Source organism: Stenotrophomonas sp. LGBM10 (assembly GCF_046736075.1).
Classification (GTDB): domain Bacteria; phylum Pseudomonadota; class Gammaproteobacteria; order Xanthomonadales; family Xanthomonadaceae; genus Stenotrophomonas.
This window is the reverse complement of sequence record NZ_CP177163.1, coordinates 1,371,934-1,397,701: the sequence shown is the minus strand read 5'-3', so window position 1 is coordinate 1,397,701 and position 25,768 is coordinate 1,371,934. Positions and strand designations below refer to the sequence as shown.

Sequence of the window (25,768 nt, the reverse complement as noted above, 5' to 3'; positions counted from 1 at the left end):
CATCCTCATGCGTTCGCCCCGGCAACCGCGCTAAGCTCGGCGCCGGACGGCCAGGGGCGGGAAACAGGATGGCGATTGCGCGTAGTACCAAATGGCTGGCGATGGCACGCCGGCATCCGTCCGCCTGGCTGCTGGGCGTGCAGCTGCTCGGGGTGCTGCTGTACCCGGCGATGGACGAGGCGGGGGCCAGCCGCGCGCTGTTCGGCGCCTTTGGCATCGCGGTGCTCGGCCTGTGCCTGTGGGTGGTCCGGCGCAGCCCGCTTGGCATATGGCTGGCCCTGGTGCTGGCGATCCCCGCAGTGGTGTTTTCCATCGCCGGCGCGCTGCTTGAGCGTCCAGGGCTGATCACGACAGCGCAGCTGCTCGAATGCCTGCTCTACTTCTATACCGCCGGCAGCCTGACCGCCTACATGCTGCAGGATCACAAGGTGACCCGCGACGAGCTGTTCGCCGCCGGTGCCACCTTCACGCTGTTGGCGTGGGCGTTCGCGTTCGCCTTCGCGGTATGCCAGCAGTGGTATCCCGGGAGTTTTCTCGCCACCAGCGAGAGCGAACTGCGCACATGGATGGAGCTGCTTTATCTCAGCTTCAGTTTGCTGTCCGGGGTAGGCCTGAGTGACGTCGTGCCGGTGCACCCGCAGGCACGCGCATTGGTCATGCTGGAGCAGTTTTCAGGGGTTATGTACGTTGCGCTGGTGGTCTCGCGGCTGGTCGGACTGACCATGCTCAGGCATGCACGAAACTGAATCCCACTTAAAAATATCGCGCCCGAAGGCGCGAATGGTGAATCAATTTATGTGAATTCATCGGCGAGAGAGAGCCTGTTGTCGGCCACGCGCGTAGGCGCGGTTAACCGGCATAGGCTAGTATTCGCGCGCTTCGGTTTTTTTGCTGTTTGCGCTGATGCCTTGTGCGGAATCTGGCGGTTCGTTCGATCTTTTCTGTTGAAGATGAATGCAACGCTGCCGTCGAGCCGGCATTCACCTGTGTCACCTGGAATGATCACCAACGAAAGTGAGCCACCTTCCGCCGACGTGATGAAGATCGGCGACTGCACCGTCATTCTCTCTTCGCGGGAAGTCATGGTGGCAGGCGCCCGTCGGCCGCGACGCCTCACTCCCAAGGCACTGGGTGTGCTCAAGGCGCTCATGCGCGCGCCGGGCGCGGTGGTCACCCGTGATGAACTGTTTGCCGAGGTCTGGCCGGATACGCTGCCGACCAACGATGTGCTCACCCAGGCGGTGACGCAGCTGCGCAAGGCCTTCGCCAGCGACGACGACGCCGGCACCGCCTACATCGAAACCATCGCCAAGACCGGCTATCGCCTGCTCGTGCCGGTGAGCGTGGCCGACACCCCGTCGCTGCCCCCTTCAGTGGAGGGGGACGACAGCGGTGCCGTGCCGCCGCCGACCGTCGCGGCCGATGCCGATGCCGTTGCCGATGCGGTTGGAACGGGCGCTGCGCCGGTCGTCCCGCCGCGCGCACCGCGCCGCCGCCGCGTGCGCCGCTACGTGCTGCTGGCCGTCGGCATCGCGATGCTGGTGGCGCTGCTGGTCATGGCGGCGTTGCTGGTGCAGCGCGAGCCGCCCACGTCGGCACTGGATGCCGCCGTCGAGGACGGCACGCGCATCACCGGCAGCCCACAGCGGCCCTATCGCCTGATCACCGCCACCGCAGGCTTCGAAACCTATCCCACGCTGTCGCCTGACGGTTCCCAGGTGGCGTATGAGGCCGACACCGGGGTGCGCGAGGGCAGCACCATCAAAGTGCAGACCTCGGGCAACGCCCCGGCGCGCGCGTTGATCGAGACGCCGGCGGGGCAGTCGGACCGTTTTCCCAGCTGGTCGCCCAACGGGCGCGATATCGCCTTCGCACGCTTCGGCGCGGAAGGCAGCTGCGAAGTGCTCATCGCCAGCGCCACCGGCGGCGCCGTGCGCCACGTGACCCGCTGCGATGGCACCGAACTGCTCAGTTTCGACTGGACGCCCGACGGCCGCGGCCTGATCTTCGGCGCGTTCTCCGGCACGCATGCGCACCGTGGCATCCGCGTGCTGGATATCGCCAGCGGCCGCTGGACCGCGCTGGCCTACGACACCGGCGAAGACGACTTCGACTACGCGCCGCGGTATTCGCCGGACGGCCGCTGGATCGCGTTCGTGCGCAACCCGCAGGTCGGCGACCTGTGGCGGATGCCGGCCACTGGCGGTACGCCCGAGCAGCTGACCGACGACTCGGCCGAGATCCGCGGCTGGAGCTGGCGTGGCGACAGCCGCCACATCGTGTTCGGCCGTCGCGTGGACAGCGAGTCGCGCCTGTACGAACTGGATACGCGCAGCCGGCAGCTGAAGGATGTCGGCCTGGACGACGCGCAGACGCCGGCGCTGTCGCGCAACAACGAGATGCTGGCGTTCGTGCATCGGCGTGCCCAGTTCGGGGTGTTCCGCGTGCCGGTCGGCGCGGCTGGCCCGGGCACGCCCGAGCGGCTGTTCGCCTCCGGTGGCCGCGATGGGCAACCGATGGTGTCCCCGGATGGCCGCCAGCTGGTGTTTTCCTCGGACCGTTCCGGCAGCTTCGCACTCTGGTGGGCCGATATGGCACGGCCCGATTCGCTGCGCCCGATCGAAGGCCTGCGGCCGGAGGCCCGCCAGGCGCCGGACTGGTCTGGTGACAGCCAGCGCCTGCTGGTGCTGGGTCGCGACGATCACGGCAACCCCTCGGTCTACGAGGTGACCCCGCGCGATGAGCAGGCCCTGCGCCTGTCGTTGCCGGTCGGCCAACCGCTGCAGGCGCTGTACGGCGAGGACGACCAGCATGTGCTGGTGATCGAGCGCGACGGCCAGGAGCGGATGCGCCTGCTGCTGTACGACCGCAGTGATGCGGATTGGCGTCTGCTCGGCAGCATCGAGGGCGTCTCGCAGGCCCGTTACGACCGCAGTGGCGGGCGCGTGCTGTTCACCCGGCTCTCGGCGGGCGGGCTGTGGTCGGCCGATGCGCGGCTGACGCCGGCCAGCATCCGGCAGGTCAGCGAAGACCGGCCCACGCGCTGGCGCTACCGGACCTGGAGCGTGGCCGGCAACGGCAGTATCGATTACCTGTCCAGCAGCCGCGGCTGCGCGACGCTGTTCGCGCGCCTGAGTGCGGGCAATGCCGGCGTGGAACACTGCCTGGACGGTGCGCGCCTGAGTGCCGGCAACGGCTTCAGCGCCACGGCCGACGGCACGGCCGTTTTTGTCGCCCTGGCGGTGGCCGACGGTGCCGATATCGGGGTGATGGCGCTCCCGGAGCAGACCACCTCGCTGTTCCCCGCGTTCTCCAGGCTGCTGTTTTTAAAGGGAAATGACCCTTCGTGATTTCTTCGTGACAACGTCGTCGCGAATTCGGATGAATCTCGGCTGGACTTCCTGAGAACGCCGCCCGACTTGGCAAAACTGCTGGCCAATCAAGGCAAACTCCGGTGCAGTCATGCGTCAGCTCTCCTTGGCCGATCGCGGTCAATCGCTCTCCCTGGACAAGATCGTCGACGACGGCCCGCTGCCGACCTGCCTTGGCGTCGCACGGCTGGGCAGCCTGCAGACCGCCGGCAATACCTTCACGGTGTGGATGCAGCTGCGCGGCAGCGCCTGGGTCGAATCCAAGGAAGGGCGCTTCCGCCTGCGCCAGCGCGAGTGGATCGCCTTCGAGAAGGAATCGCGGCCGATGGTGCAGGCCGGTCGCGATGGCCTGTGCATCGGCCTGAGCCTGGCGCCGGAAGCGCTGCGCGCGCTCGGCGAGCTGGCCGACTGCGGCCTCTACGCCGGTCGCGGCAGCATGAGCCGCAGCGAAGTGCGGGTGGCGTTGCGGCTCTGGCGCGATGCGCTGGCCAGCGGCCAGCCCGCGCAGGCGCTGCGCCCGGTGCTGCTGCACCTGGCCTCCCTCCAGCACGGCATGGCAACCGGTGTGCAGCGCTGCCCGGGACGTTCACGTTCGCGCAAGCGCCAGGTGTTCGGGCGCATGCAGCGCGCGCGCCTGTACCTGGAAGGCAACAGCCACCGCGTGGTGCGCATCGGCGAACTGGCCGAGCTGACCAACTTCTCCAGCTGGTATCTGTCCAAGACCTTCCAGAGCCTGTACGAAGAAAGTCCGCAGTCGCTGTCGGCGCGTCTGCGTCTGGAGCGAGCGGCCGATCTGCTGCGCGATACCGACATGATGGTCGGTGAAGTGGCGGCCGCCAGCGGATTTGACAACTGCTGCAGCTTCGCACGGGCCTTCCGCGCCCGTTACGGGCAGTCTGCGTCACGCTACCGCGAAGCGCTTGCGACCTTGCCGCCAGAATCGGCAAAGTCATCGGTTGTCTCACGCAAAAAAATCGCTGCAACGCAATCGTAACTTTCCGAGGCGTTTTAACACGCTACTAACGTACCTTGGAGAGATAAATGAATTTTCGTACTCCCGCAGTGCGGCTGGGCCTTCTGCCCGCCGGCATTGCGCTTGCCCTGACGCCGACCTTTGCATCGGCGCAGGAAGCGGGTGGCACGACCGACCTTGACCGCATCTCGGTCACCGGCTCGCGCATCCGCCAGGCCAGCATGGAAACCGCCCAGCCGGTGATCGCGCTGCAGCGCGCCGACATCGAGAAGCAGGGCTTCACCAGCGTTGCCGACATCGTCCAGAACCTGTCCGCCACCGGCTCCCCGGCGATCAGCCGCGCCGACGCGCTGTCCTCGGGCGAAGAAGTGGGCGGCCAGTACGTCAACCTGCGCAACCTTGGCCCGGAGCGCACCCTGGTGCTGCTGGACGGCAAGCGCATGGGCGTCAGCTCGGGCGGCTACACCGATCTCGCTTCGATCCCGACCTCGGTCGTGGAGCGCATTGAAGTCCTGACCGACGGCGCTTCGGCGATCTACGGTTCGGATGCCATCGCCGGCGTGATCAACATCATCACCCGCAAGAACTTCGACGGCCTCGAAGCCAGCGTCTACAAGGGCCAGTACGGCCAGGGCGACGGCGACAAGACCACCTACAACTTCGTTTACGGCCAGACCGGTGAACGCGGTTCGGTCACCTTCGGCGCCGAGTACAGCGAAGAAGAGCCGGTGCTTGCCAAGGACCGTCGCTTCAGCGCCTACGCCAACGGCTACCGTCACCCGACCCCGACCGCCGACGACAGCAACGGCTGGAGCGCGATCACCGAGAAGGGCGTGCTGGTCACGCCGGGTGGCAACTACGTGCTCAACCCGGGTGGCGACTCGAGCGACTTCGGTGACTACCACGCGCTGACCAACGACGACCTGTCCAACCCGTCGCAGCAGATGTTCCTGTCGACCGGCATCAAGCGTCGTTCGGTGTTCACCAACGGCCAGTTCGATTTCACCGACAACATCCGCGGTACCGCCAGCGTCCTGTACACCGAACGCGAAGCGCTGCAGCAGATCGCCGGCTACCCGTACCGTTCCGGCGCGTACGACACCGCGATGTCGGCCAACAGCGTCTTCAACCCGCTGGATACCGACGTCGACTTCATGCGTCGTACCTGGGAAGTGCCGCGTCAGACCAAGTCCGAGCTGAACACCTTCCGCTTCAGCGGCGGTCTGGAAGGCTCGTTCGAGTTCGCCGACAAGTACTTCGACTGGGATGTGGGCTACGTCTACAACCGCAACAAGGGCGTCAAGACCGGCACCGGCAACCTGTTCATTCCGAACGTGCGCAATGCCGTTGGCCCGTCGTACCTCGATGCGAACGGTGTGGCCCAGTGCGGCACCGCAGCGGCACCGATTGCCGGCTGCACCCCGTGGAACCCGCTGCTGCCGTACGGCTCCACCGCGGACGGTTCGCTGTCGAACCCGGATCTGCAGAAGTACCTGTTCCTGCCGACCCACGACACCTCGGTCACCACCAGCAAGGTCTACAGCGCCAACCTGAGCGGCGCCATCGTGGCCCTGCCGGCCGGCGACCTGTCCTTCGCCGCCGGTTACGAGCACCGCGAAGAAGACGCCGAGTACACCCCGGATGCGCTGCTGCAGTCGGGCCTGAGCACCGACCTGGCCGGTGCGCCGACCGCCGGTGGTTACAAGCTGGACGAGTTCTACCTGGAACTGAACGTGCCGATCCTCGCCGATCTGCCGTTCGCCAAGGAACTGTCGGTTGATATGGCCGGCCGTTACTCGGACTACAACACCTTCGGCGACACCGTGAACAGCAAGTTCGGCCTGAAGTGGAAGCCGACCGACGACCTGCTGGTGCGCGGCACCTACGCCACGGGCTTCCGTGCGCCGACCGTGGCCGACCTGTACGGCGGCACCTCGCAGACCTTCGACAAGTACACCGACCCGTGCGACACCATGTTCGGTGCGGCTGTGCGCAACCCCGACGTGGCTGCCCGCTGCGGCGGCGTGGTGCCGGCCAACTTCCGTCAGGAAGCGTCGGGCGGCATCGATGCGACCGGCCCCGGCTCGCAGTCGAACTACGCGTACCTGTCCGGTTCCAATGACGCACTGCTGCCGGAAACCTCCAAGACCTGGACGCTCGGCCTGGTCTACAGCCCGAACTTCGTGCAGGGCCTGGACGTCAGCCTGGACTGGTGGAAGATCCGCATCGACAACGTCATCGCGGCGGAGTCGGTCACCTCGATCCTCAACCAGTGCTACGTGCTGAACAACGCCAACGCCTGTGGCCGCGTCACCCGCGATGCGGATTCGGGCCAGGTGGTCGATGTGACCCGCAGCCTGATCAACGCCGGCTACCAGGAAACCGCAGGTTACGACCTGGGCGTCCGTTACCGTCTGCCGGAACTGGCGATCGGCAACTTCGTCATCGACTGGAAGACCACCTATGTGGACTACCTCGAGTACAAGCGCGACAACGAAGCCGAAACCGCCGTCGAGCAGCACAACGGCTGGGGCACCGGCGACTGGGGTGCCAACTTCCGCGTGCGTTCGAACCTGAACGTCGATTGGAGCTACGGCAACTTCGGCGTCAACTGGGGCGTGCGTTACTACTCCGGCCTGAAGGAAGAGTGCTCCTACGATCGCGATGGCGGTCCGGAGTGCAACAACCCGTCGTACTCGTCGGACTACACGCTGGCGATCCCGGTGCGCAACACCGGTTCGAACACCTTCCACGACCTGCAGGTGCGTTACACGACCCCGTGGAATGCCACCGTGTCGGCCGGCGCGAACAACGTGTTCAACCACGAAGGTCCGCTGATGTACAGCCAGCCGAACTCGAGCTTCGCCTACTACGGCGGCTTCGACATCGGTCGCTTCTACTACCTGAAGTACACCCAGCGCTTCTGATCCATCGACGCACTGGTGCAGCACAAGGAGGGCGGACCGCAAGGTCCGCCCTCTTTCTTTTTTTTTGCATGGCACGGGGCGCCGCGCTCTGGGCACCGGGCAGCGTCTCCGCTTGGCGCTGTCGCGAGCGCAGGGGCCCCGGTGCGGTGCGCAGGCCCCTGGGCAACTGTCCCCCGGCCGCCGCGTGGCGGCGACCTCCTCCTTTACGTTGCCCAGGAGCCTGCGCACCGCACCGGGGCTCGGCATGCGGTATGCGCGGGAAACACCCGCGGCAGCCATGAATGCGCCGCGGAAAAAAAAAGCGCGCCCTTGCGGACGCGCCATCGGGGTGCCTGGGCGTGGCGACGCGTCAGGCGTCGGCGGCAACCAGGCCCATCAGGGCATTGGCATGATCGCGCCACTGCGGCAGCTTGTTGAGCACGCCTGCGCGCTGCAGGTACTCCTCGTCGACCGGATCGCCGTTGATCAGCGCCAGTGCCACGTGCACCGCACCGGTCACCCAGAAGCTGCGGGTGTTGGAGCGCTGTGGCTGCAGGTGGAAGGCCACCGCCTCGATGATCGGCATCGGCAGGCCCCACAGACCGAGCAGGTAGGCACCGGCCTCGGCGTGGCCCGGGCGGTCGTCGCCGTCGGCCGCGTCCACCCGTTCGTTGCGCACGCCCGGCAGCAGCAGGCCGATGTCGGCCAGCAGCGCGGCCGTGGCGCCCAGCTCGGCGCTGGAATCGGGCAGCAGCTTGGCGGCCAGGCGCGAGGCCAGCAGCGCGCGCTGCTGCAGCGAGTTGCGTTCGGCGCCGGACAGCGGCTGCGCCGAGAACACTTCGCTGGCCAGGACCAGGTCGCGCAGCGTCGACAACCCCAGCCGGGTCACCGCGGTGCGCAGGTCGGAGATGATCCGGCCGCTGTTGAAGAAGGCCGAGTTGGACAGCTGCAGCACCTTGGCCGCAATCGCCGGGTCGGCGGCGACCAGCTTGGCCACGTCGGCGGTGTCGGTGTCGTCATCGTGTTCCAGCGCCTGGGTCAGGCTCAGGTACAGATGCGGCGGCGAGGGCAGCTTCTCGATCCGGCCGATGGCGCTGCGCAGGCGTTCGCTGTCGAGCAACTCGCGCAGTTCTTCCAGGCTGGTCAGGGCTTCCAGCAGCACTTCCGGTGCCAGCGGCATCGGCAGGAAGCGGTGCGCCACCCCGATCAGGCGGGCCGGCGGTGGCCGGGTGCCCACGCTGGCTTCCACCAGCGCGATACGGATGGTTTCCGGGCGAAGCGTACGGATCTGCCCCAGCAGCGTGGTCGCGGTGAGGTCCGGCAGAACCGGGCAGACAATCACCGCATCCACGGGCGAGCCGGCCACGATGCTCATCGCGCCCTGGCCATCCGCAGCGGTCAACGGTTGCCACTCTTCCCCAAGATCGGCAATGAATTCCAGCAGCTCAGCCGACAGGCTGGCCTGGTCCCCAACAAGCAGAATGCGCACGACACTGTCCCCTGGCTGACCACGGTGAAGCGCACCGTGGACGGTGTGAAGAGACGCAATGTACCCAATCCGACACAAATAGTGATGTGCCGCATTCAAAAAACGTGATGCACATCGCTCCGGCTGCAGGAGCCGGAGCGATGTCGTTCAGCCTCAGGCGTTGCCGTTGAGGTAACGCTGGTGGGCATCGACCAGGATCTGCTTGGCTTCGGCGGCGCCGCCCCAGCCATCCAGCTTGACCCACTTGCCCTTCTCCAGATCCTTGTAGTGCTCGAAGAAGTGGCCGATGCGCTCCAGCCAGTGGCTGGACACCTGCTCGATGTCCTCGACATGGGCGTAGCCGCTGAAGATCTTCGCGATCGGCACGGCCAGGATCTTCTCGTCGCTGCCGGCTTCATCGCTCATCTTGAGCACGCCGACCGGACGGCAACGCACCACCGAACCCGGCACCAGCGGCAGCGGCAGCACGACCAGCACGTCGGCCGGATCGCCGTCGCCGCACAGGGTGCTCGGCACGTAGCCGTAGTTGCAGGGGTAGCGCATCGGGGTGGACAGGATGCGGTCGACGAAGATCGCGCCGGTTTCCTTGTCCACTTCGTACTTCACCGGCTCCGAGTCCTTCGGGATCTCGATGATGACGTTGATTTCTTCCGGCGGGTTCTTGCCGGGCGAGACGAGTTCCAGACCCATTGAGGTGTGCTCCGAGAGGGGGATGTTGGCGTACAGCCCCCTATTTTATGCCTTTGGCGGGCCGCGTGCAGATCGGGCGGTACCCACCCGACGTGGCGGGGCATTCCGACGCTGGCGTGCGGGGCGGGCTTATCGGCGGGGCAGGGCGGAAGGCGCAGGGTAGGGCCATTCCCGCTGGAGACCCCGATGGCCACTGCCTGCTTCCGCGTTTCCCGGCCCCGCAGCTGCATCGCCCTGCTGGTCGGGCTGTGCCTTGCCGTGCCCGTGCAGGCGGCCGGCCCGCGCTTCATCGACCTGGCCGCACGGGTCGGGCCCGGCGAATCCGCCGACGACACCGCCTACCACGAGCTCAACCGCTGGCTGGTGCAGGAATTCAACGACCTCTGCGAGGACTTCTTCTGCAGGGGCGCGTACGGCAACTACCGCCCGCTGCGGCTGGTCTGCGTGGTGGACACCCGCGACGACACGCTGCGCCACTGCCGCTTCCCGGTGTCCGCCAGTCGGGACGCTATCGACCCGGGCAGCGGCGCCGTGCGGACCGAGGTGCTGCACTGGATCTGCCCGCTGCCGCTGCCGCGCCGGCTGCCGGTGTCCACGTTCCTGGCCGCGATGGACTGGCAGCCCGACAGCTCCGGCCACCTGTTCAATCCCCTGCCAGGCAGCGGGCGCTCGATGGTCGAGTTCCTGCGGGACTGCCTGCCGTGATGCCTGCCCTGCGAGGCCCTGTCCCCGGCGTCGCCACACATGGAGTCGTTCGATGTTCACCCCATCCCTGCTGCTCACGCCCCTGTTGCTGTCGTCTGTGCTGGCGACCGCAACGGCTGCGCCAACCGCCACCACGCCGCCGCACGTCGACCTGATCGACTACCCCGGCACCCAGGCGAACCTGGAGGCCTTCCACGATCTGCACCGGCGGTTGGCGGCCGGCTTTGACGATGTCTGTGCCGACACCTTCTGCGAGGGGGCCTACAGCGATTACGAAGCCTTTCAGCTGCGCTGCTCGGTGGCGGTCAGCACCGGCACGGTCAGCGACTGCCGCTGGGCATTCGCCGCCAGCGAACTGGACGTGGATCGGGCCACCGGCGTCATCCAGGCGCATCAGCCCACCTGGTTGTGCCGCCTGCCCATTCCGCCGGGTACGTCGGTGGCGACCTTCTTTGCCGCGCTGGAAGGCCCCAAGGCGATCTTCCGCCGGCTGCCCGGGGCCGACATGTCGATTTTCGAGGCGCTGGGCGACTGCCTGCGCTGAGCCGGTGGCGTCCGGTAGGCGCCCGAACCCGGGGCAGGTAGCCTGTTGGCATGGACTCGCTGATCGCCGCTGCCGCGCGTGCCCTCGCCACCGGGGACGCGCTGGTCGCCCTAAAGCACGTGGCCCTGCGCGAGGATCCGCCCGCGCTAGCATTGCGCGGCGTCGCGCTGGCGCAGTTGCAGGACTGGCCCCGGGCGCGCGAGCTGCTGCAACGGGCCGCACGCGCGTTCGGTCCGCAGGAAGCGCTGGCGCAGGCCCGTTGCGTGGTGGCCGATGCGGAGGTGGCGCTGGCCCTGCGCGAGCTCGGCGGATCGTCGCGGCCGCTGCGCGCGGCGGCCGCCACGCTGGCGGCGCGCGGCGACAGCGCCAACGCACTGCAGGCCTGGCTGGTGCTGGCGCGGCGCGAGGTGCTGCTGGGGCGGTTGGCCGATGCACGCGCCGCGCTGGACCACCTGGCCGGGCAGCCCTTGCCGGCCCCGCTGGCCGCGATGGCCGAGCTGACCCACGCCGAGGTGGCGCTGCGCACGCTTCAGGTCGCAGCGGCACGCGCGGCCCTTCAGCGCGCCGGCGAAGCGGCCGCGCATGCGCGCATCGCGGCCTTGCAGGGCGAGGTCGAACGCGCATGGCAGACCCTAGACACGCCGGCCGCGCGCTGCCGGCGCGGCGGCCAGTGGCAGGCGTTGACCCTCGACGGCGTAGCAGCGTTGTGGGACGCCGATGCGCTGGTGGTGGATGCGTGCCGGCGCGGGGTGCGCGCCGGTGCGACGGGCCGCTCGCTGGCACGCCGGCCGGTGCTGTTCGCGCTGCTGCGGGCGCTGGCCGAGGCGTGGCCGGGCGATGCCGGGCGTGATGCGCTCATCGGCCGCGCGTTCGGCATGCGCCATCCCGATGACACCCACCGCGCGCGGTTGCGCGTGGAGATCGGCAGGTTGCGCGCGCTGTTGCAGCCGTGCGCACGCGTGGATGCAACGGCGGCCGGCTTCGTGCTGCTGCCGGCCGCGGGGCGGGAGGTGGTGGTGCTGGCACCACCGCGCGACGATGCGCAGGATGCCCTGTTGGCGCTGCTCTCCGACGGGGCGGGTTGGGCCAGTTCGGCGCTGGCGCTGGCGCTGGGCACCAGCCAGCGCAGCGTGCAGCGCGCCCTGGCGGAGCTGGAGGGCGCCGGCCGCGTGCGGGCGGTCGGGCAGGGCCGCACGCAGCGCTGGCTGGCGCCGCCGTTGACCGGATTCACGACGATCTTGTTACTCCCTGCCACGCTGCCGATTGACTAGGGTCGTGGTCAGGCCCCCTCCCGTGCGGGCCAGGAGAACACCATGAACACGCACATCCCGCTGTCCTCTGACATGCAGGCCGTTCCCGTGGCTGAGGTACTGGCCGAATACGGGCCGTTTGCCGGCGCGTCCACCATCAACGGCGTGAGCCATGACGGGCGGCATGTCTGGGCGGCCACCGGCGAAGCGCTGGTCGCCTTCGATCCTGCCACCGGCGCGGCGGTCCAGCAGTGGCCGCTGACCTGCGATGCCGGCACCGCGTTCGACGGCACCCACCTGTATCAGATCGCCGGCGCGCGCATCGACCGCATCGACCCGGCGACCGGTACCGTGCTCGGCTCCATTCCCGCCCCCGGCGATGGCACCGATTCGGGCATGGCCTGGGCCGAGGGCAGCCTGTGGGTGGGGCAGTACCGCGAACGCCGCATCCACCAGATCGACCCGCACACCGGGGCGATCCTGCGCACGATCCCGTCGGACCGCTTCGTCACCGGGGTTACCTGGGTGGACGATGCGCTGTGGCATGGCACCTGGGAAGATGGCCGCAGCGATCTGCGGCGGGTCGATCCGGCGACCGGCGCGGTGCTTGAGCGTCTGGACATGCCGGCTGGCAAGGAGGTCAGCGGGCTGGAATGGGACGGCGCCGGGCGCTTCTACTGCGGTGGCGGCAATACCGGGGTGGTGCGCGCGGTGCGGGTGCCCGGTCGCAGCTGAGGCGGGGCGGGCGGGCAGCGATCGGGCGGCCCGCCACAAACGTGACTCATTCTCATTTGCGGAGTAACATGCCGCGCCTCATGGCGGCCGGTGGCTGCCATGCCCCTGCCGTCCGATCGTTGCCGCGTCCGCCGCCATGTCCACCAACGCCTCCACCCTCACCGAGCTGCTGATCCGCGAACGCCCGGCGCTGCTGCGCCTGGTGCAGCGCATTCTGGGCAGTGACGCGACCGCCGAAGACGTGATCCAGTCCGTCTGGTTCAAGGCGCGCGGTGTGGACAGCGCGCAGCAGATCGACAACCCGCGCGCCTACCTCTACCGGTTGGCCACCAACCTGGCCACCGACCACGGGCGCGAGCGGACCCGTCGTACCCGCCTGCTGGCCGAGCACTATCTGTGGGGGCCCGATGAGGTGCTGTCCACCGAAGAGCAGGCGATGGCCCAGGACGAACTGCAGCGGGTGCTGCAGGCCGCCGAGCACCTGCCCGAGCCAACCCGCACCATCTTCCGCCTGCATCGGTTGCAGGGCATGACCCAGGCCGATGTGGCGCGCCGGCAGGGGGTCTCGGTGACGACTGTGGAGAACCATGTACGCACGGCGCTGCAGCGTCTTGCCTGGGCCCGCGCCGGGCGCTGACACCGGGGCCTGTACCCTGTCTTGGGGACGCACCGCCCCCGTTCGTCTTGTTCCTGATGATGCCCGACGGTGTCGTCGCTTCATCCGCCCCCGATCGCGCAGACCGCCAGCCATGAGCCCGCAGCAGCCCACCCCGCCGTTTTCCCCGCCCGCGCCCGTGGCGGAGCAGGCGCGCGCCTGGATCACGTGGTTGGCCTCGGGGGCGGCTGACGATCCTGTGCGCATGCAGGCCTTCGAGGATTGGCTTGCCGAGCCGGGCCACCGCCGCGCGTTCGAGTACGAGCGCCAGCTCTGGCGCAGCGTTGGCCCGCGTCCCGCGGCAACGGCACCGCTCGCGACGCGCGCACCGCGCCGTTCCCGTGGGCTGCGTCTGGGCGTGGCCGCCGCGGCCGTGCTGGCGCTGGCCTGGTGCGCGCCGGAAGCCTGGTTGCAGCTGCGCTCGGACCACCGCACCGGCACCGCCACCGAAACCGTGGCGCTGCCCGATGGCAGCCGCGCGGTACTCGACGCCGATTCGGCGATCGCGGTCCGCTTCGATGGCAGCACCCGCACGATCGACCTGTTGCGCGGGCGGGCGTGGTTCGAGGTGGCGCCGGATCCGCAGCGGCGTTTTCTGGTGAACGCGCAGGGTGGGGTGGTCGAAGACATCTCCACCGCGTTCGTGGTCGACACCGCGCGCGCGGGCGTGGAAGCCCGGGTCGAACAGGGACGGGTGCGCGTGGCAGCCCGCGAGGGCGGCGGCTGGACCTATCTGCAGGCGGGGCAGCGCGCGACGTTCGTGCGCGACGGTCGCGTCGAGCGCGGGGCGGACATCGCGCTGGACCGCATCGCCCCGTGGCGCCAGGGCGAACTGCTGCTGGACGCGGTCAACGTGCGCGACGCCGTCGCCGGCATCGGGCGTTACCGGTCCGGCCCGACCTTCGTGCGGGGCGATGTATCGCACCTGCCGGCGGTGAGCGCGGCGTTCCACATCGATCGGCCCGAGCAGGCGCTGGATGCGCTGGCAGGCACAGCCGGTCTGCGCGTGACCCGCCTGCCGCTGGGCGTGGCGATCGTGCGTGCCGGCGCGGCGCCGACGCCGGACTGACCGCACACCGCGCCAGGCCGATCCGATCCGTCCTGCATTTTCCCTTGGGGCTGGCGCCGCGCCGCGCGTCTAACACCCCGAACGTACCCGCCGCCGCCACGTACGTCCGCCGTGCCCGCACCTTGCGCGGGTCATCCGCCTTCGTGGCATTGCATTCCGACAGGTTCCTTCATGCGTACTTCCTCCCGTCCGGGTCTTCGCCCGCGTCCGTCCCGTCTGTGCGTCGCCCTGCTGGCCGCCGGCCTGGCATCCCTCACCGCACTGCCGGCACTGGCCCAGTCCGCTGGTGATGCGGCCGCCGCCACGCACCGCTTCGACATTCCGGCCCAGCCGCTGGGCGAGGCACTGCGCAGCTTCATGCGCCAGTCCGGCATGCAGGTCGCCTATCCGGCCGCGTTGGCCAACGGCGTCACCTCTACCGCGGTGAGCGGTGAACTGGATGCGTCCTCGGCACTGGCCCGCCTGCTGCAGGGCAGTGGCCTTGTGATGCGCCGGGTCGGCCCGGACGCGGTAACGCTGGAGCGGAGCGCGACCACCGCACGCGAAGACGGCGTCATCGTCACCGACGCCCTGCGCGTGGCCGGCGACCGCACCGACACCGACGGCAGCGGCGGCGACCACACGCTGGATGCCTACCGCACCGCCGGTTCCAGCGTGTACGTCCCGCGCGCGACCATCGAGCGCTTCCGCGGCACGTCCACGGCAGACATCGTCAAGGGCGTGGCCGGTGTCACGGCAGGCGACCCGCGCACGGCCAACGCACTGGACCTCAACATCCGCGGCATCCAGGGGCAGAGCCGCATTCCGGTGGTCATCGATGGCGGCCAGTCGACGATGGACACCTACCGTGGCTACGCCGGCCAGTCCCAGCGCACCTACCTGGACCCGGACCTGATCTCCAGCCTGACCATCACCAAGGGCCCGAGCCTGGGCGTGAACGCGTCCGGCGGCATCGGCGGCCTGGTGGAGATGGAAACACTGAAGGTCGGCGACGTGCTGCGCGAGGGCCGCGACAGCGGCGTGCGCATCCGCGGCGGCCTGGCCAACAACAGCGCCAACAACGTGCCGGCCTACAGCGGCGTGCCGCGTACCGACCGCAACGCCACCGGCAGCCAGTTCTTCAACATCGCCGGTGCCAGGCACTGGGACAGCGTCGACCTGGTGGCCGCCTATGCGCGCCGCGACCAGGGCAACTACTTCGCGGGCAAGCACGGCTACGACGACTTTCCGCAGACCCGCCGCACGTTGGCGCCGCTGAATCCGCCGCGCACCGAGGTGTTCAACACCTCGTCCGAATCCGAGTCGTTCCTGCTCAAGGGCACCTGGCGCATCGACGAGAACCAGACGCTGGAAGGCGGCTACCGCCGCTATGAAGGCGAGCAGGGCGAGATCATGGCCTCGCAGATCATCCGCGTGGACCGCGACCGCGTGCCGCAGTGGGAACCGGGCCGCATCGACCTGGACGCGTACAACCTGCGGTACCGTTTCAATCCGGACAACGACCTGGTCGATCTGAAGGCCAACCTCTGGTACACCGACGCGCACAGCCTGATGTACAACGGCCTGACCGGCATCACGCCGTGGTACTTCGACCGCCGCACCGAGTGGTACGACGGCCCGACCTTCAACACCGACCCGGGCTACAAGAGCGCCTACCGCAACAGCATGCAGCAGAAGCGGCTGGGCCTGGACGTGGGCAACACCACGCTCCTGACCAACGATGCGGGGCTGTTCACGCTCAACTACGGCCTGTCCTACAGCGATGAGGACGTCGGCCCGGGCCGCAACGCGCCGATCATGCACGATGATCTGATCAACAACCGTTTCCTGCGCAATGCCGGCCGCAAGGAATACAGCGCCGTGGCATCGGTGAAGTGGGAACCGGACGAGCACTGGGAGCTGATGCTGGGCGGGCGCTACAACCGCGTGGACGTGCATGACCGCAACCGCCTGGCCACGCCGGAAACCTACGGCGTGATCGGCCAGTACCGCTACACGCAGCTGCTCAACGGCAACCCGAACCTGCCGTCGTGGCGGGCCACGCGCATCGCGATGCTGAACTGGTATCCGGATGCCAACGGCCAGTTCACCCAGGCCTCGCTGCTGGCATCGCCGTACAAGCAGGGCACGGTGGCGGACATCGCCGGCTGGAACTTCTACGACGCCGACGATGCCGAGGACCTGAGCGTGCCGGTCAGCTGGACCTGGTCCAAGCCGATCCGTCGCCGCGACAGCGCGTTCATGCCGTCGGCCAGCGTGGCCTACCGCTTCACCGAAGACACGATGGTGTACGTGAAGTATGCCGAAGGCGTGAAGCTGCCGAGCCTGTTCGAGTCCACGCTGGGCCTGTTCACCGCGGCCAAGCCGGTCGGCGAGCTCAAGCCCGAGCGTGCCGGCACCTGGGAAGTGGGCGCGAGCACCGTGCAGCACGACCTGTTCGTTGACGGCGACCGTGCGGCGTTCAAGCTGGCCTACTTCGATACCCGCATCGACGACCTGATCACCCGCGATTACCGCACCCTGTCGGCCGGCTACATCCGCAACATCGACCGCTTCAAGGTCTCGGGCATGGAGTTCCAGTCCAACTACGATGCCGGCAAGGTGTTTGCCGATCTGTCGGCGCACTATTACTTCCAGGCCAAGACCTGCGCCCCGGACATCGCCGCCGAGCGTCGTGCCTACGGGGTGCAGCGCAGGATCGAGGAACTGAAGAACACGCCGGACTGCGTTGATGGCGGCTTCGAAGGCTCCTACAGCAATACCCAGAACCCGCCGCGCTATACGGTCAACATGACGTTGGGTTCGCGCCTGTTCGACGAACGGCTGACCTTCGGTACGCGCGTGATCCACAACGCCGGCCCGATCAGCAAGCTGGACAAGGAATGGAACGTGGGCCTGTCGGCCATCCAGCAGCTGTACCGTCCCAACACGCTGGTGGATCTGTTCGCCAGCTGGCGTGCCACCGAGCAGCTGGCGGTGGACGTCAACGTGGACAACCTGACCGACCGTTACTACCTGGACCCGCTGGCGCTGGGCATCATGCCGGCCCCGGGCCGCACCGTGCGGCTGGCGCTGACCTACCGCTACTGAGTCCGTGCAGGACAGGGGCCGGCCACGGCCGGCCCCATCGCGTCACCGGCTCAGAGGCCGGTGGCGCGCTTGACCGCCTGTTCGTGCAGGGCCTCGCCCAGCTCATCGACGACGATGGCCCAGTCGGCATCGGACTTGAGCTGCTCGGCGAGGAACTGGCGCTGGCCGTCGTTCCAGAACGGCGCATCGACCAGGGCGACCTCGGTCGGCAGCTGGTGGCCGCCGATGAACGCGGCGATCGCCGCCGGGCTGGCGTCCAGGCCCAGCTGCAGGAAAAGATTGGTCATGCGGGGTTCGGTGGTGATCATCGAAAAGCCTTGGCGAAGTGCGTGGTCCCCAGTATCGACGCACGCCGGTGAAGCCGTCATCGCGATGCCCGCGACAATCGGGGTTGGGGAAGCGATCGTACCAGTCGTCCAAGCAGGGACCCCGTACACGCCGAGCCCCATGATCGCCACCGACCTTCTTCTCGCCACCCGCAGCCAACGCCTGAAAGCGGCCACCCGCGACAGCCACGGTGCCCTGGACAAACGCATCATGGCCGGCGACATCTTCGCCAGCCGTGCGCAGTTCGCCCGCTTCCTGCGTGTGCAGTACCGCTTCCACCGCGATATCGACGCGCTGTACGCCAACATCGCGCTGGACGCGCTGCTGCCCGACCTCGACACCCGCCGCCGCCTGCCGCTGATCGCGCGTGACCTCGGCGACCTGGAACAGACCCTGCCGGGCCCGGTACCGATGCGCCTGGACCCGGACCTGCCGCTGCCGGCCGCGCTCGGTTGGCTGTACGTGGCCGAAGGCTCCAACCTCGGCGGCACCATCCTGTACAAAATGGCCGCCAAGCTCGGGCTGGACGCCGGTTTCGGCGCGCGTCACCTGGCCGCCCATCCGGACGGAGCTGCGCGCCACTGGCGCGAGTTCACCGCTGCACTGGATGGCGTGACCCTGGACGATGCGCAGGAACAGCAGGTCATCGATGCCGCCGATGCCGCCTTCCGCAGCGTGCATGGCCACGTCGAGCTGGAATTCGCATGAGCCGCGCGCGCGCCGTGCGGGGCCGTGCCGGGCAGGCCTGATGCGCTGGCTCTGGTTCTGCCTGGGATGGCTGATGGTGGCGCTGGGGGTGATCGGCGCGCTGCTGCCGGTGATGCCCACCACCATCTTCCTGATCCTGGCGGTCGGCTGTTTCGCGCGCAGCTCCCCGCGCTTCGAGCGGCGGCTGCTCGATCACCCGCGCTATGGCCCGGCACTGCGGCTGTGGCGCGAGCAGGGCGCGGTGAGCAGCAAGGGCAAGGCGTTCGCGGCCGGCGGCATGGCACTGGGCTTCGCGCTGTTCTGCTGGGGCGCCCAGCCGTCCTGGCGGCTGCTGCTGGGCGTGGGGCTGTTCTTCGCTGCCAGCGCGGCCTATGTCCTGTCGCGCCCGGCCCCTCGGCTGGATGCCGCCCCCCTGTCGGTTCCCCCGGTCGCCGCCGCGCAGGATGCGCGCGCCACCGATGCACCTTCTCCCTACAAAGATCCAGACGATGACGCTTCCTGTTGATGTTCCCGCCGCTGCCGCGGCGCTGTCGCACGACCTCACGCCGTGGGGCATGTACCTGGCGGCCGATACGGTGGTCAAGGCGGTGATGCTGGCCCTGGCGGCCGCATCGGTGGCCACCTGGACGGTGCTGCTGGCCAAGGGCTGGGCGCTGTCGCGGCAGTCGCGCGGGTTGCGTGCCGCGCGGGCCCTGCTGCTCGACGCGGCACACCTGCCGGCCGCTGACGGCGCTGCCGGCGCGGTGCTGGGGCAGGGCGTGGCGCATGCGCTGCTCGATGGCGCGCGCACCGAGCTGCGCCTGTCCGGCGACGGCGCCGATGCGGCCGGCATCAAGGAGCGCATCGGCTCGCGGCTGGAACGTATCGAACTGGCCTATGCACGGGACATGCGCAGCGGCGTGGGGGTGCTCGCGAGCATTGGCGCGATCGCCCCGTTCGTGGGGCTGTTCGGCACCGTGTGGGGCATCATGAACAGCTTCATCGGTATCGCCGATGCCAACACCACCAATCTGGCGGTGGTGGCCCCGGGCATCGCCGAGGCGCTGCTGGCCACGGCGCTCGGCCTGGTGGCGGCGATTCCCGCCGTGGTGATCTACAACCACTTCGCGCGGGTGCTGGCCGGGCTGCGTGCGCTGGCGGGCGATGTCTCCGCAGCCGTGCAGCAGCTGGTGTCGCGCGACCTCGACCGCCGCGGCATCGCCGTGGCGGCGCGCTGAGGCGGCCCGCATGGCCCTGCGTACCGCCCGCCACGACGAGGACACGCTGGAAGAAACCCACGCGATCAACGTCACCCCGTTCATCGACGTCATGCTGGTGCTGCTGATCATCTTCATGGTGGCCGCACCGCTGGCGACGGTGGATCTGCCGGTGGACCTGCCGGCCAGCAACGCACGCCCGCAGCCACGCGACAGCGAGCCGGTGTACCTGACCGTGCAGGCCGACCTGCGCTGGACCGTCAACGACACGGCGGTGGACGCCGGGGCGCTGAAGGCGGCCCTGGACCGGGCCGGCGACGGCACGCCGGCGCAGCGCATCTTCGTGCGCGCCGACAAGGGCGTGCCGTATGACGCGTTGATGCAGGCGCTCAACGCGCTGCGCAGCGCCGGCTACACCAAGGTGGCGCTGGTTGGCCTGGAACAGACGGCGCCATGAGCCTGCGCGACGAGGCGCAGGTGCCCTGGGCGGCCAGCCTGGGCATCGTGGTGGCGCTGTATGCGGCGGCGATCGGTACGGTGGTGTGGTGGCACGCGCGGACCGCAGCGCCGCCCCTCGCGCTGCCGCCGGAGGCGATCGCGATCGAGCTGGCAGCCACCGCCGAAGCGCCGCCGGCGCCGGCCACCGAGATTCCACCGGGGCCGGCACAGCAGGAGCAGCACCGCCCGCAGCCCACCCCGACACCGCCGCCACGGCTGGTGCTGCCGTCCGACCCGGACGCCGCGCTCAGCCAGGCACCGCAGCCGCAGAAACCACGCGAGCGTGAGGACCCCTCCGACCTTGCCGAGGTGGACCAGACGCTGGCCCCGCCGGACGTGCAGGCGCAGGCATCGCAGCGCTATGCCGGGCAGCAGACCGTGTCCGGTCAACGCAGTCCCGCGCAGGTGACCTGGCAGGGGCTGCTGCTGGGTCACCTGGAGCAGCACCGGCGCTATCCGCGCCAGGCCGAACGTCTGCGCCAGCAGGGCGTGGCCTACGTGCGCTTCTCGGTGGACAGGCAGGGGCATGCGAGCAACATCCGACTGGGCACCAGCAGCGGTCATGCGCTGCTGGATGCCGAGACGCTGGACACCGTGCGCCGTGGCAACCCGGTGCCACCGCCACCGGCGGACCTCCCCGGCGATCCGGTGGAGGTCATGGTGCCGGTGGCGTTTTCCCTTCGCGGGCGCTGATTACAGCAGGGGGACGAGCAGCAGGGCCACGATGTTGATGATCTTGATCAGCGGATTGATCGCCGGGCCGGCGGTGTCCTTGTACGGATCGCCGACGGTATCGCCGGTGACCGCAGCCTTGTGGGCTTCGCTGCCCTTGCCGCCGAAGTGGCCATCCTCGATGTACTTCTTGGCGTTGTCCCAGGCGCCGCCGCCGGTGGTCATCGAAATCGCCACGAACAGGCCGGTCACGATCGTACCGATCAGCAGGCCCCCCAGCGCGCGCGGCCCGAGCAGCAGGCCGACCACCACCGGCACCGCGACCGGCAACAGCGAGGGAACGATCATTTCGCGGATCGCCGAGCGGGTCAGCATGTCCACCGCCTTGTCGTACTGCGGCTTGCCGGTGCCCTGCATGATCCCGGGAATGTCGCGGAACTGGCGGCGCACTTCCTCCACCACCGCACCGGCCGCACGGCCGACCGCTTCCATCGCCATCGCACCGAACAGATACGGAATCAGTCCGCCGATCAGCAGGCCGATGATCACGGTGTGGTCGGACAGGTCGAAGGCGAACACCTCGCCGGGATGGGCGGCCTGCAGGTTGTGCGTGTAGTCGGCGAACAGCACCAGCGCCGCCAGCGCCGCCGAGCCGATCGCATAGCCCTTGGTCACCGCCTTGGTGGTGTTGCCCACCGCATCGAGCGGGTCGGTGATGCTGCGGATTTCCGGTGGCAGCTCGGCCATCTCGGCGATGCCGCCGGCGTTGTCGGTGATCGGCCCGTAGGCATCCAGCGCCACGATCATGCCGGCCATCGACAGCATCGCGGTGGCGGCGATGGCGATGCCGTACAGGCCGCCGAAGTAGTGCGCCAGCCAGATCGCCACGCACACCGCGATCACCGGCAGCGCGGTCGACTTCATCGATACGCCGAGCCCGGCGATGATGTTGGTGCCGTGGCCGGTGGTGGAGGCCTGCGCGACATGCTGCACCGGCTTGTACTGCGTACCGGTGTAGTACTCGGTGATCCATACGATCAACCCGGTCAGGACCAGCCCGATCAGCGCGCAGAAGTACAGGTTCAATGCGCCGTGCGCGTTGTCCGGCATCAGCTGCAGGGTGATCGGATAGAACGCGATCGCGGCCAGCACCGCCGACACGATCACGCCCTTGTACAGCGCGCCCATGATCGAGCCGCCCGGCTTCACCTTGACGAACAGCGCCCCGATGATCGACGCGATGATCGACACGCCGCCCAGCACCAGCGGGTACAGGATCGCGTTGCGACCGGCCTCGGCGATCATCAGGCTGCCCAGCAGCATGGTGGCGATCACCGTCACCGCATAGGTCTCGAACAGGTCGGCGGCCATGCCGGCGCAGTCGCCCACGTTGTCGCCCACGTTGTCGGCGATGACCGCCGGATTGCGCGGGTCGTCCTCGGGGATGCCGGCTTCCACCTTGCCCACCAGATCGGCACCGACGTCGGCGCCCTTGGTGAAGATGCCGCCGCCGAGCCGCGCGAAGATCGAGATCAGCGACGAACCGAACGCCAGCCCGACCAGCGCGTGCAGCGCCTGCGCGGTATCCAGCCCCAGCCGCAGCAGCAGGGCGTAATAGCCGGCCACGCCGAGCAGCCCCAACCCGACCACCAGCATGCCGGTGATCGCGCCGCCGCGGAACGCCACGTCCATCGCCGCGCCGAGACCATTGCGTGCCGCTTCGGCGGTACGCACGTTGGCCCGCACCGACACGTTCATGCCGATGTAACCGGCCGCACCGGACAGCACCGCGCCGATCGCGAAGCCGATCGCGGTATACCAGCTGAGGAAGAAGCCGACCAGCACGAACAGCACGATGCCGGCGATGCCGATGGTGAGGTATTGGCGGTTGAGATAGGCGCGCGCGCCTTCCTGGATGGCGGCGGCGATTTCCTGCATGCGGGCATTGCCAGCCGGTTGCCGGAGGATCCAGCGTGCCGACACGATGCCGTAGAGAATCGCGAGGATGGCGCAGATCAGCGCCAGGGTAAGCCCGTAACGTTCCAGCATGTCCCCTCCCGGGTGATGGATGGCATCCAGTCGACGGATGAACCTCACCACGCGGGGCACAACGGGCTGCAAGCTAAGGACCAACCCGTTCAGACCGTGCCCGGTCGTCCAGCGTGTGGCTTTGTTCAGCAATCCTGGTGCCCCCCGAGTATGCAGGGAAAAATGCAGAAATCGCCATATGCAGGCGCCAGGTTGGGTTCGCGGTCTCATTCAACGCCGCATCAGGGCCGTGGGGCCGGCCTGCGCCGTGTGTGCGGTCGCCCCGCCTTGCCACACCATTCATCTTGGCCAAGCGACCCTCTCCCGATTCCCAAGGAGGCATCGCCATGTCCACCCGTCATCTGCTTTGGCTGGCCCTGCTGCCTGCCGTGGCCGCGTCCGCCGCCGACACGCCGGAACTGCAGCGCGCCGTCGGCGCCCCGCAGGCGGTGAATGCCGCACACACACTGCGCCAGATTCCCGAAGCCTGCGCGCGGCTGGAAGGCGTGTTCACCGGTGATGCCGCGCAGCCCTACCGGTTCGCCGTGGTGCGTACCAGCGAGCAGTGCCAGCCGCGCGCGCGCTTCGTTGATTTCGACAAGGCGCAGCCCAGCGCGGCCAAGGGATGGCTGCTCAACGACGTGATCCGCGTCCCGAGCGCGGCGTGCCCGGCGCAGCAGGCGGTGGTACGGGTGTGGCGCATGCCCGTCGCGCAGAAGCCCGAACTCGATGGCCAGGGGCAGTCGCGGATCTACCTGGAAGACGCCAAGAAGCAGGCAGCCGCCGGCAAGATCGCTCCGGTGCCGATGTTCGCCGCGCAGATGAAGGTGGAAGGCAACGCCTGCCGTTGATGGGGTGACGCGTCTGCAGGCGATGCGTTGCCTGCAGACGCGGCCGGTTCCCGGTTACAGGCCGCCGTTGGCCGGCCACTGCCGCCAGTTGGTGCCGCCAGAGCCCGTGGCCGGCGTGGCGGCGGCCGGCGTAACGGGCGCGATGGTCGCCGGCGGCGCGACGGACAGCGGTTCGCCCACCGGCAGCGGCTGCGTCTCGGGTGCGGGCGCGTCGCCCGCCGCGGCCAGCTCTGCCGGCGCGTTGCCGGGACGCAGGACGTTGGCCAGTGAGGGCGGCAACACCGGCATCTGCGCGGCGGTCAGCTGGAACTGCTCGCGCCCCAGCAACTGCACGCAGCGCGCGCCCAGTGCAGCGGTCACGTGCTTGAGCAGGGACGCCTGGTTGGCGTGCAGGGCCTCGCGGGTCGGGGCGTCGCCGTCCTTGAGGGTGTTGGTCGCGCACGCCAGGTTCGAGACCACGCGGCGGCTGCTGGTTTCCACCAGTTTTACCTGCACGCTGTACCCCACCCAGTAGTGCCCCCACTGCGTGGCGAAGTAGGCGTAGTTCCAGCCTCCCGAACGCACATCCAGCACGTAGTCGGCATCGCGGTGCAGGTTGGCCAGCTCCGCAGGCTTTTCCGCCTTGGTCGGGGTGGCATCCAACGGCAGCAGCTGCGCACCGTATGCCTGGGCCAGGGCACCGCCCAACTGGTCGCGGACCAGACCGGCCGGGTCGGGCACCGCGTTCTGCCGCACCAGCTCGTTGCCGGCACTCGCCATCGCGGCCGCACCGAACAGGGCGAACGAGGCCTTGCCGGCCGTCATGGCCATGAACGAGGGCGGCTCGTGCAGCGTCAGCGCCACCGTCTTCCCGCGCAGCGCCTGCGCATCCTGCACCGACAGCCGGATCATCTTTTCCTTGGCCGCAGCCTGCCCGACAACGAGCAGCAGCGCGCCTGCGCACACCATTCTTCGCATGGTTCCCTTCCCCTGGTTGCATGAAGCGGGCGAACCCAGCCACCCGCCGGTTGGCGACCCGGTGCAGTGCGTTGGCACCACCCCCACCCGGATCGTGTGCGGAGTATGAGGCAAGAAAAAGCCCGGACGGCAGGGCCGGTCCGGGCTTGGGTCTCACGCCGGGATGCGCGGGCTCAGTTGCCCTTGCAGTCCTTCAGCCACAGCACGCGGCCGATCTGGTCGTAGTGGTCGACCACGCCGACCAGGGTGACCTTCTCGCGGGGGCGCAGGGCCAGCGCGAACGCCGCCTGGCTCGGTGCGAACGCGCAGGTGATGGCCACGCTTTCGAAGTCGATGCCGGAGGTGCTGCTGGGAATGTCGAAGCCGGTGTTGTAGGTGCCACCGCTCTTGAGCACGCCGTTGACGCGGCCGGTGATCGAATAGATCTTGCCCTGGTAGCGCGGCTCGATCGCGGCCGGGTTGTCCTTGTTCTGGGTACGCAGCTGGAAGCCGAAGTCGGAGGCGGAAATGTTCACCGTCGAGGCCTTCGGCGCGGACGCGGCGAACTGTTCACCGGCCTTGCCGGGCTTGACCTGGGTCAGCATCTTGCACATCTCGGCGCGGATCGCGTCGGCCTTGGCGAAGGCACCCGGGTTGAGCTTGACCGTCATCGCCACGGTGCCGGTACGGCCTTCGGTGGTGGCGCTGATGATGATCGGAATGGTCTTGTGCATGGCCGACTGCGGATCTTCGATCAGCATCGCGCCGTTCTCGGCGTCCGCGCTCAGCACGTCCATGTTGTTGCCCTTGGCGATCACGTTCATCTGACCGATCGCGCTCTTGACGGTCAGGTCGGGAACGGTCACCGAGGCGGTGTAGGTGGTGCCGGACAACGGATTGCCCTTCTTCTGGAAGCTGCTTTCGCAGGTGTCGGCGAACGCAGGTGCCGCCACGGCAAGCAGCAGTACGGCAAACAGGGGATGGCGCATCATCGGTACAGTCCTTGTCATCGTCCGCGGTGCGCGGAGGGTGGGTCGCTAGGGCGAGATCCAGCAGACCTTGCTGGCGGGGCGGA

General features: G+C 68.7%; 24 protein-coding genes. 17 read left to right on the top strand and 7 right to left on the bottom strand.

Annotated features, from left to right (window positions below; genetic code table 11):
* Nucleotides 1–68: 68 nt before the first annotated feature.
* Nucleotides 69–746, top strand: coding sequence for an ion channel (locus tag ACLB90_RS05920; RefSeq protein ID WP_411852051.1), 678 nt, complete (start codon nt 69–71; stop codon nt 744–746).
* A gap of 47 nt (nt 747–793) precedes the next feature.
* On the opposite strand, the gene ACLB90_RS05915 is transcribed toward ACLB90_RS05920, so the two are convergent.
* Nucleotides 794–1,084 carry a hypothetical protein gene (locus tag ACLB90_RS05915; RefSeq protein ID WP_411852809.1) on the bottom strand — a complete coding sequence of 97 codons (291 nt, stop codon included), beginning with the start codon at nt 1,082–1,084 and terminating at the stop codon, nt 794–796.
* On the opposite strand from ACLB90_RS05915, the gene ACLB90_RS05910 reads away from it, so the two are divergent.
* The 3 genes from ACLB90_RS05910 (at nt 999) to ACLB90_RS05900 (ending at nt 7,271) form a co-directional block, all read left to right on the top strand.
* Nucleotides 999–3,350, top strand: a complete 2,352-nt coding sequence (locus ACLB90_RS05910) for a winged helix-turn-helix domain-containing protein (protein ID WP_411852050.1) — start codon at nt 999–1,001, stop codon at nt 3,348–3,350. The two genes, ACLB90_RS05915 and ACLB90_RS05910, sit on opposite strands and share 86 nt — an antisense overlap.
* A gap of 112 nt (nt 3,351–3,462) precedes the next feature.
* Nucleotides 3,463–4,365 carry a helix-turn-helix transcriptional regulator gene (locus ACLB90_RS05905; protein WP_411852049.1) on the top strand — a complete coding sequence of 301 codons (903 nt, stop codon included), beginning with the start codon at nt 3,463–3,465 and terminating at the stop codon, nt 4,363–4,365.
* A gap of 47 nt (nt 4,366–4,412) precedes the next feature.
* Nucleotides 4,413–7,271 (top strand): TonB-dependent receptor domain-containing protein, encoded by a 2,859-nt coding sequence (locus ACLB90_RS05900; RefSeq protein WP_411852048.1) that lies wholly within the window; start codon nt 4,413–4,415, stop codon nt 7,269–7,271.
* A gap of 349 nt (nt 7,272–7,620) precedes the next feature.
* On the opposite strand, the gene ACLB90_RS05895 is transcribed toward ACLB90_RS05900, so the two are convergent.
* Nucleotides 7,621–8,739, bottom strand: a complete 1,119-nt coding sequence (locus ACLB90_RS05895) for an HDOD domain-containing protein (RefSeq protein WP_136002946.1) — start codon at nt 8,737–8,739, stop codon at nt 7,621–7,623.
* Nucleotides 8,740–8,892: 153 nt separating this feature from the next.
* Nucleotides 8,893–9,429: an inorganic diphosphatase gene (gene ppa / locus ACLB90_RS05890; protein WP_411852047.1), complete on the bottom strand. Its 537-nt coding sequence runs from the start codon at nt 9,427–9,429 to the stop codon at nt 8,893–8,895.
* A gap of 186 nt (nt 9,430–9,615) precedes the next feature.
* Between ppa and ACLB90_RS05885 the strand changes: the two genes are divergently transcribed.
* The 7 genes from ACLB90_RS05885 (at nt 9,616) to ACLB90_RS05855 (ending at nt 17,477) form a co-directional block, all read left to right on the top strand.
* Nucleotides 9,616–10,134, top strand: coding sequence for a hypothetical protein (locus tag ACLB90_RS05885; RefSeq protein WP_411852046.1), 519 nt, complete (start codon nt 9,616–9,618; stop codon nt 10,132–10,134).
* A gap of 52 nt (nt 10,135–10,186) precedes the next feature.
* Nucleotides 10,187–10,678, top strand: coding sequence for a hypothetical protein (locus tag ACLB90_RS05880; RefSeq protein ID WP_411852045.1), 492 nt, complete (start codon nt 10,187–10,189; stop codon nt 10,676–10,678).
* 50 nt (nt 10,679–10,728) lie between these two features.
* On the top strand, nt 10,729–11,949 hold the full coding sequence (locus ACLB90_RS05875) for a helix-turn-helix domain-containing protein (RefSeq protein WP_411852044.1): 1,221 nt from the start codon (nt 10,729–10,731) through the stop codon (nt 11,947–11,949).
* A gap of 42 nt (nt 11,950–11,991) precedes the next feature.
* The gene (locus tag ACLB90_RS05870) at nt 11,992–12,663 is read left to right on the top strand and encodes a glutamine cyclotransferase (protein ID WP_411852043.1); all 672 of its coding nucleotides are present in this window, start codon (nt 11,992–11,994) and stop codon (nt 12,661–12,663) included.
* A gap of 136 nt (nt 12,664–12,799) precedes the next feature.
* Nucleotides 12,800–13,300, top strand: a complete 501-nt coding sequence (locus tag ACLB90_RS05865) for an RNA polymerase sigma factor (RefSeq protein ID WP_411852042.1) — start codon at nt 12,800–12,802, stop codon at nt 13,298–13,300.
* A gap of 112 nt (nt 13,301–13,412) precedes the next feature.
* Nucleotides 13,413–14,387, top strand: coding sequence for a FecR family protein (locus ACLB90_RS05860; protein ID WP_411852041.1), 975 nt, complete (start codon nt 13,413–13,415; stop codon nt 14,385–14,387).
* Nucleotides 14,388–14,558: 171 nt separating this feature from the next.
* The gene (locus ACLB90_RS05855) at nt 14,559–17,477 is read left to right on the top strand and encodes a TonB-dependent receptor domain-containing protein (RefSeq protein ID WP_411852040.1); all 2,919 of its coding nucleotides are present in this window, start codon (nt 14,559–14,561) and stop codon (nt 17,475–17,477) included.
* A gap of 50 nt (nt 17,478–17,527) precedes the next feature.
* Here the strand turns inward: ACLB90_RS05855 and ACLB90_RS05850 are convergent, their stop codons facing one another.
* Complete coding sequence (locus ACLB90_RS05850) at nt 17,528–17,785, bottom strand: DUF2789 domain-containing protein (protein WP_411852039.1); 258 nt, start codon at nt 17,783–17,785, stop codon at nt 17,528–17,530.
* 139 nt (nt 17,786–17,924) lie between these two features.
* Here ACLB90_RS05850 and ACLB90_RS05845 point away from each other — a divergent pair, with 139 nt between their 5' ends.
* Genes ACLB90_RS05845 through ACLB90_RS05825 form a run of 5 tightly spaced genes read left to right on the top strand, consistent with a single transcriptional unit; the run spans nt 17,925 to nt 20,899 of the window.
* On the top strand, nt 17,925–18,512 hold the full coding sequence (locus ACLB90_RS05845) for a biliverdin-producing heme oxygenase (protein WP_411852038.1): 588 nt from the start codon (nt 17,925–17,927) through the stop codon (nt 18,510–18,512).
* Between the two features lie 40 nt (nt 18,513–18,552).
* Complete coding sequence (locus ACLB90_RS05840; RefSeq protein ID WP_411852037.1) at nt 18,553–19,017, top strand: YbaN family protein; 465 nt, start codon at nt 18,553–18,555, stop codon at nt 19,015–19,017.
* Entirely contained in the window at nt 19,001–19,729 is a 729-nt protein-coding gene (gene exbB / locus ACLB90_RS05835) for a tonB-system energizer ExbB (RefSeq protein ID WP_411852036.1), read from the top strand. Before ACLB90_RS05840 ends, exbB begins: the two co-directional genes overlap by 17 nt.
* 10 nt (nt 19,730–19,739) lie before the next feature.
* Nucleotides 19,740–20,165 (top strand): TonB system transport protein ExbD, encoded by a 426-nt coding sequence (gene exbD / locus ACLB90_RS05830; RefSeq protein ID WP_411852035.1) that lies wholly within the window; start codon nt 19,740–19,742, stop codon nt 20,163–20,165.
* Nucleotides 20,162–20,899 carry an energy transducer TonB gene (locus ACLB90_RS05825; RefSeq protein ID WP_411852034.1) on the top strand — a complete coding sequence of 246 codons (738 nt, stop codon included), beginning with the start codon at nt 20,162–20,164 and terminating at the stop codon, nt 20,897–20,899. The genes exbD and ACLB90_RS05825 overlap by 4 nt, the downstream gene beginning before the upstream one ends.
* Here the strand turns inward: ACLB90_RS05825 and ACLB90_RS05820 are convergent, their stop codons facing one another.
* Complete coding sequence (locus ACLB90_RS05820) at nt 20,900–22,927, bottom strand: sodium-translocating pyrophosphatase (RefSeq protein WP_411852033.1); 2,028 nt, start codon at nt 22,925–22,927, stop codon at nt 20,900–20,902.
* Nucleotides 22,928–23,253: 326 nt separating this feature from the next.
* On the opposite strand from ACLB90_RS05820, the gene ACLB90_RS05815 reads away from it, so the two are divergent.
* Nucleotides 23,254–23,757, top strand: coding sequence for a hypothetical protein (locus tag ACLB90_RS05815; protein WP_411852032.1), 504 nt, complete (start codon nt 23,254–23,256; stop codon nt 23,755–23,757).
* Nucleotides 23,758–23,811: 54 nt separating this feature from the next.
* Here the strand turns inward: ACLB90_RS05815 and ACLB90_RS05810 are convergent, their stop codons facing one another.
* Together ACLB90_RS05810 and ACLB90_RS05805 are read right to left on the bottom strand one after the other, a co-directional pair.
* The gene (locus ACLB90_RS05810; RefSeq protein ID WP_411852031.1) at nt 23,812–24,714 is read right to left on the bottom strand and encodes a hypothetical protein; all 903 of its coding nucleotides are present in this window, start codon (nt 24,712–24,714) and stop codon (nt 23,812–23,814) included.
* A 173-nt stretch (nt 24,715–24,887) separates the two neighbouring features.
* Complete coding sequence (locus tag ACLB90_RS05805) at nt 24,888–25,685, bottom strand: hypothetical protein (protein ID WP_411852030.1); 798 nt, start codon at nt 25,683–25,685, stop codon at nt 24,888–24,890.
* Between the last annotated feature and the right edge of the window lie 83 nt (nt 25,686–25,768).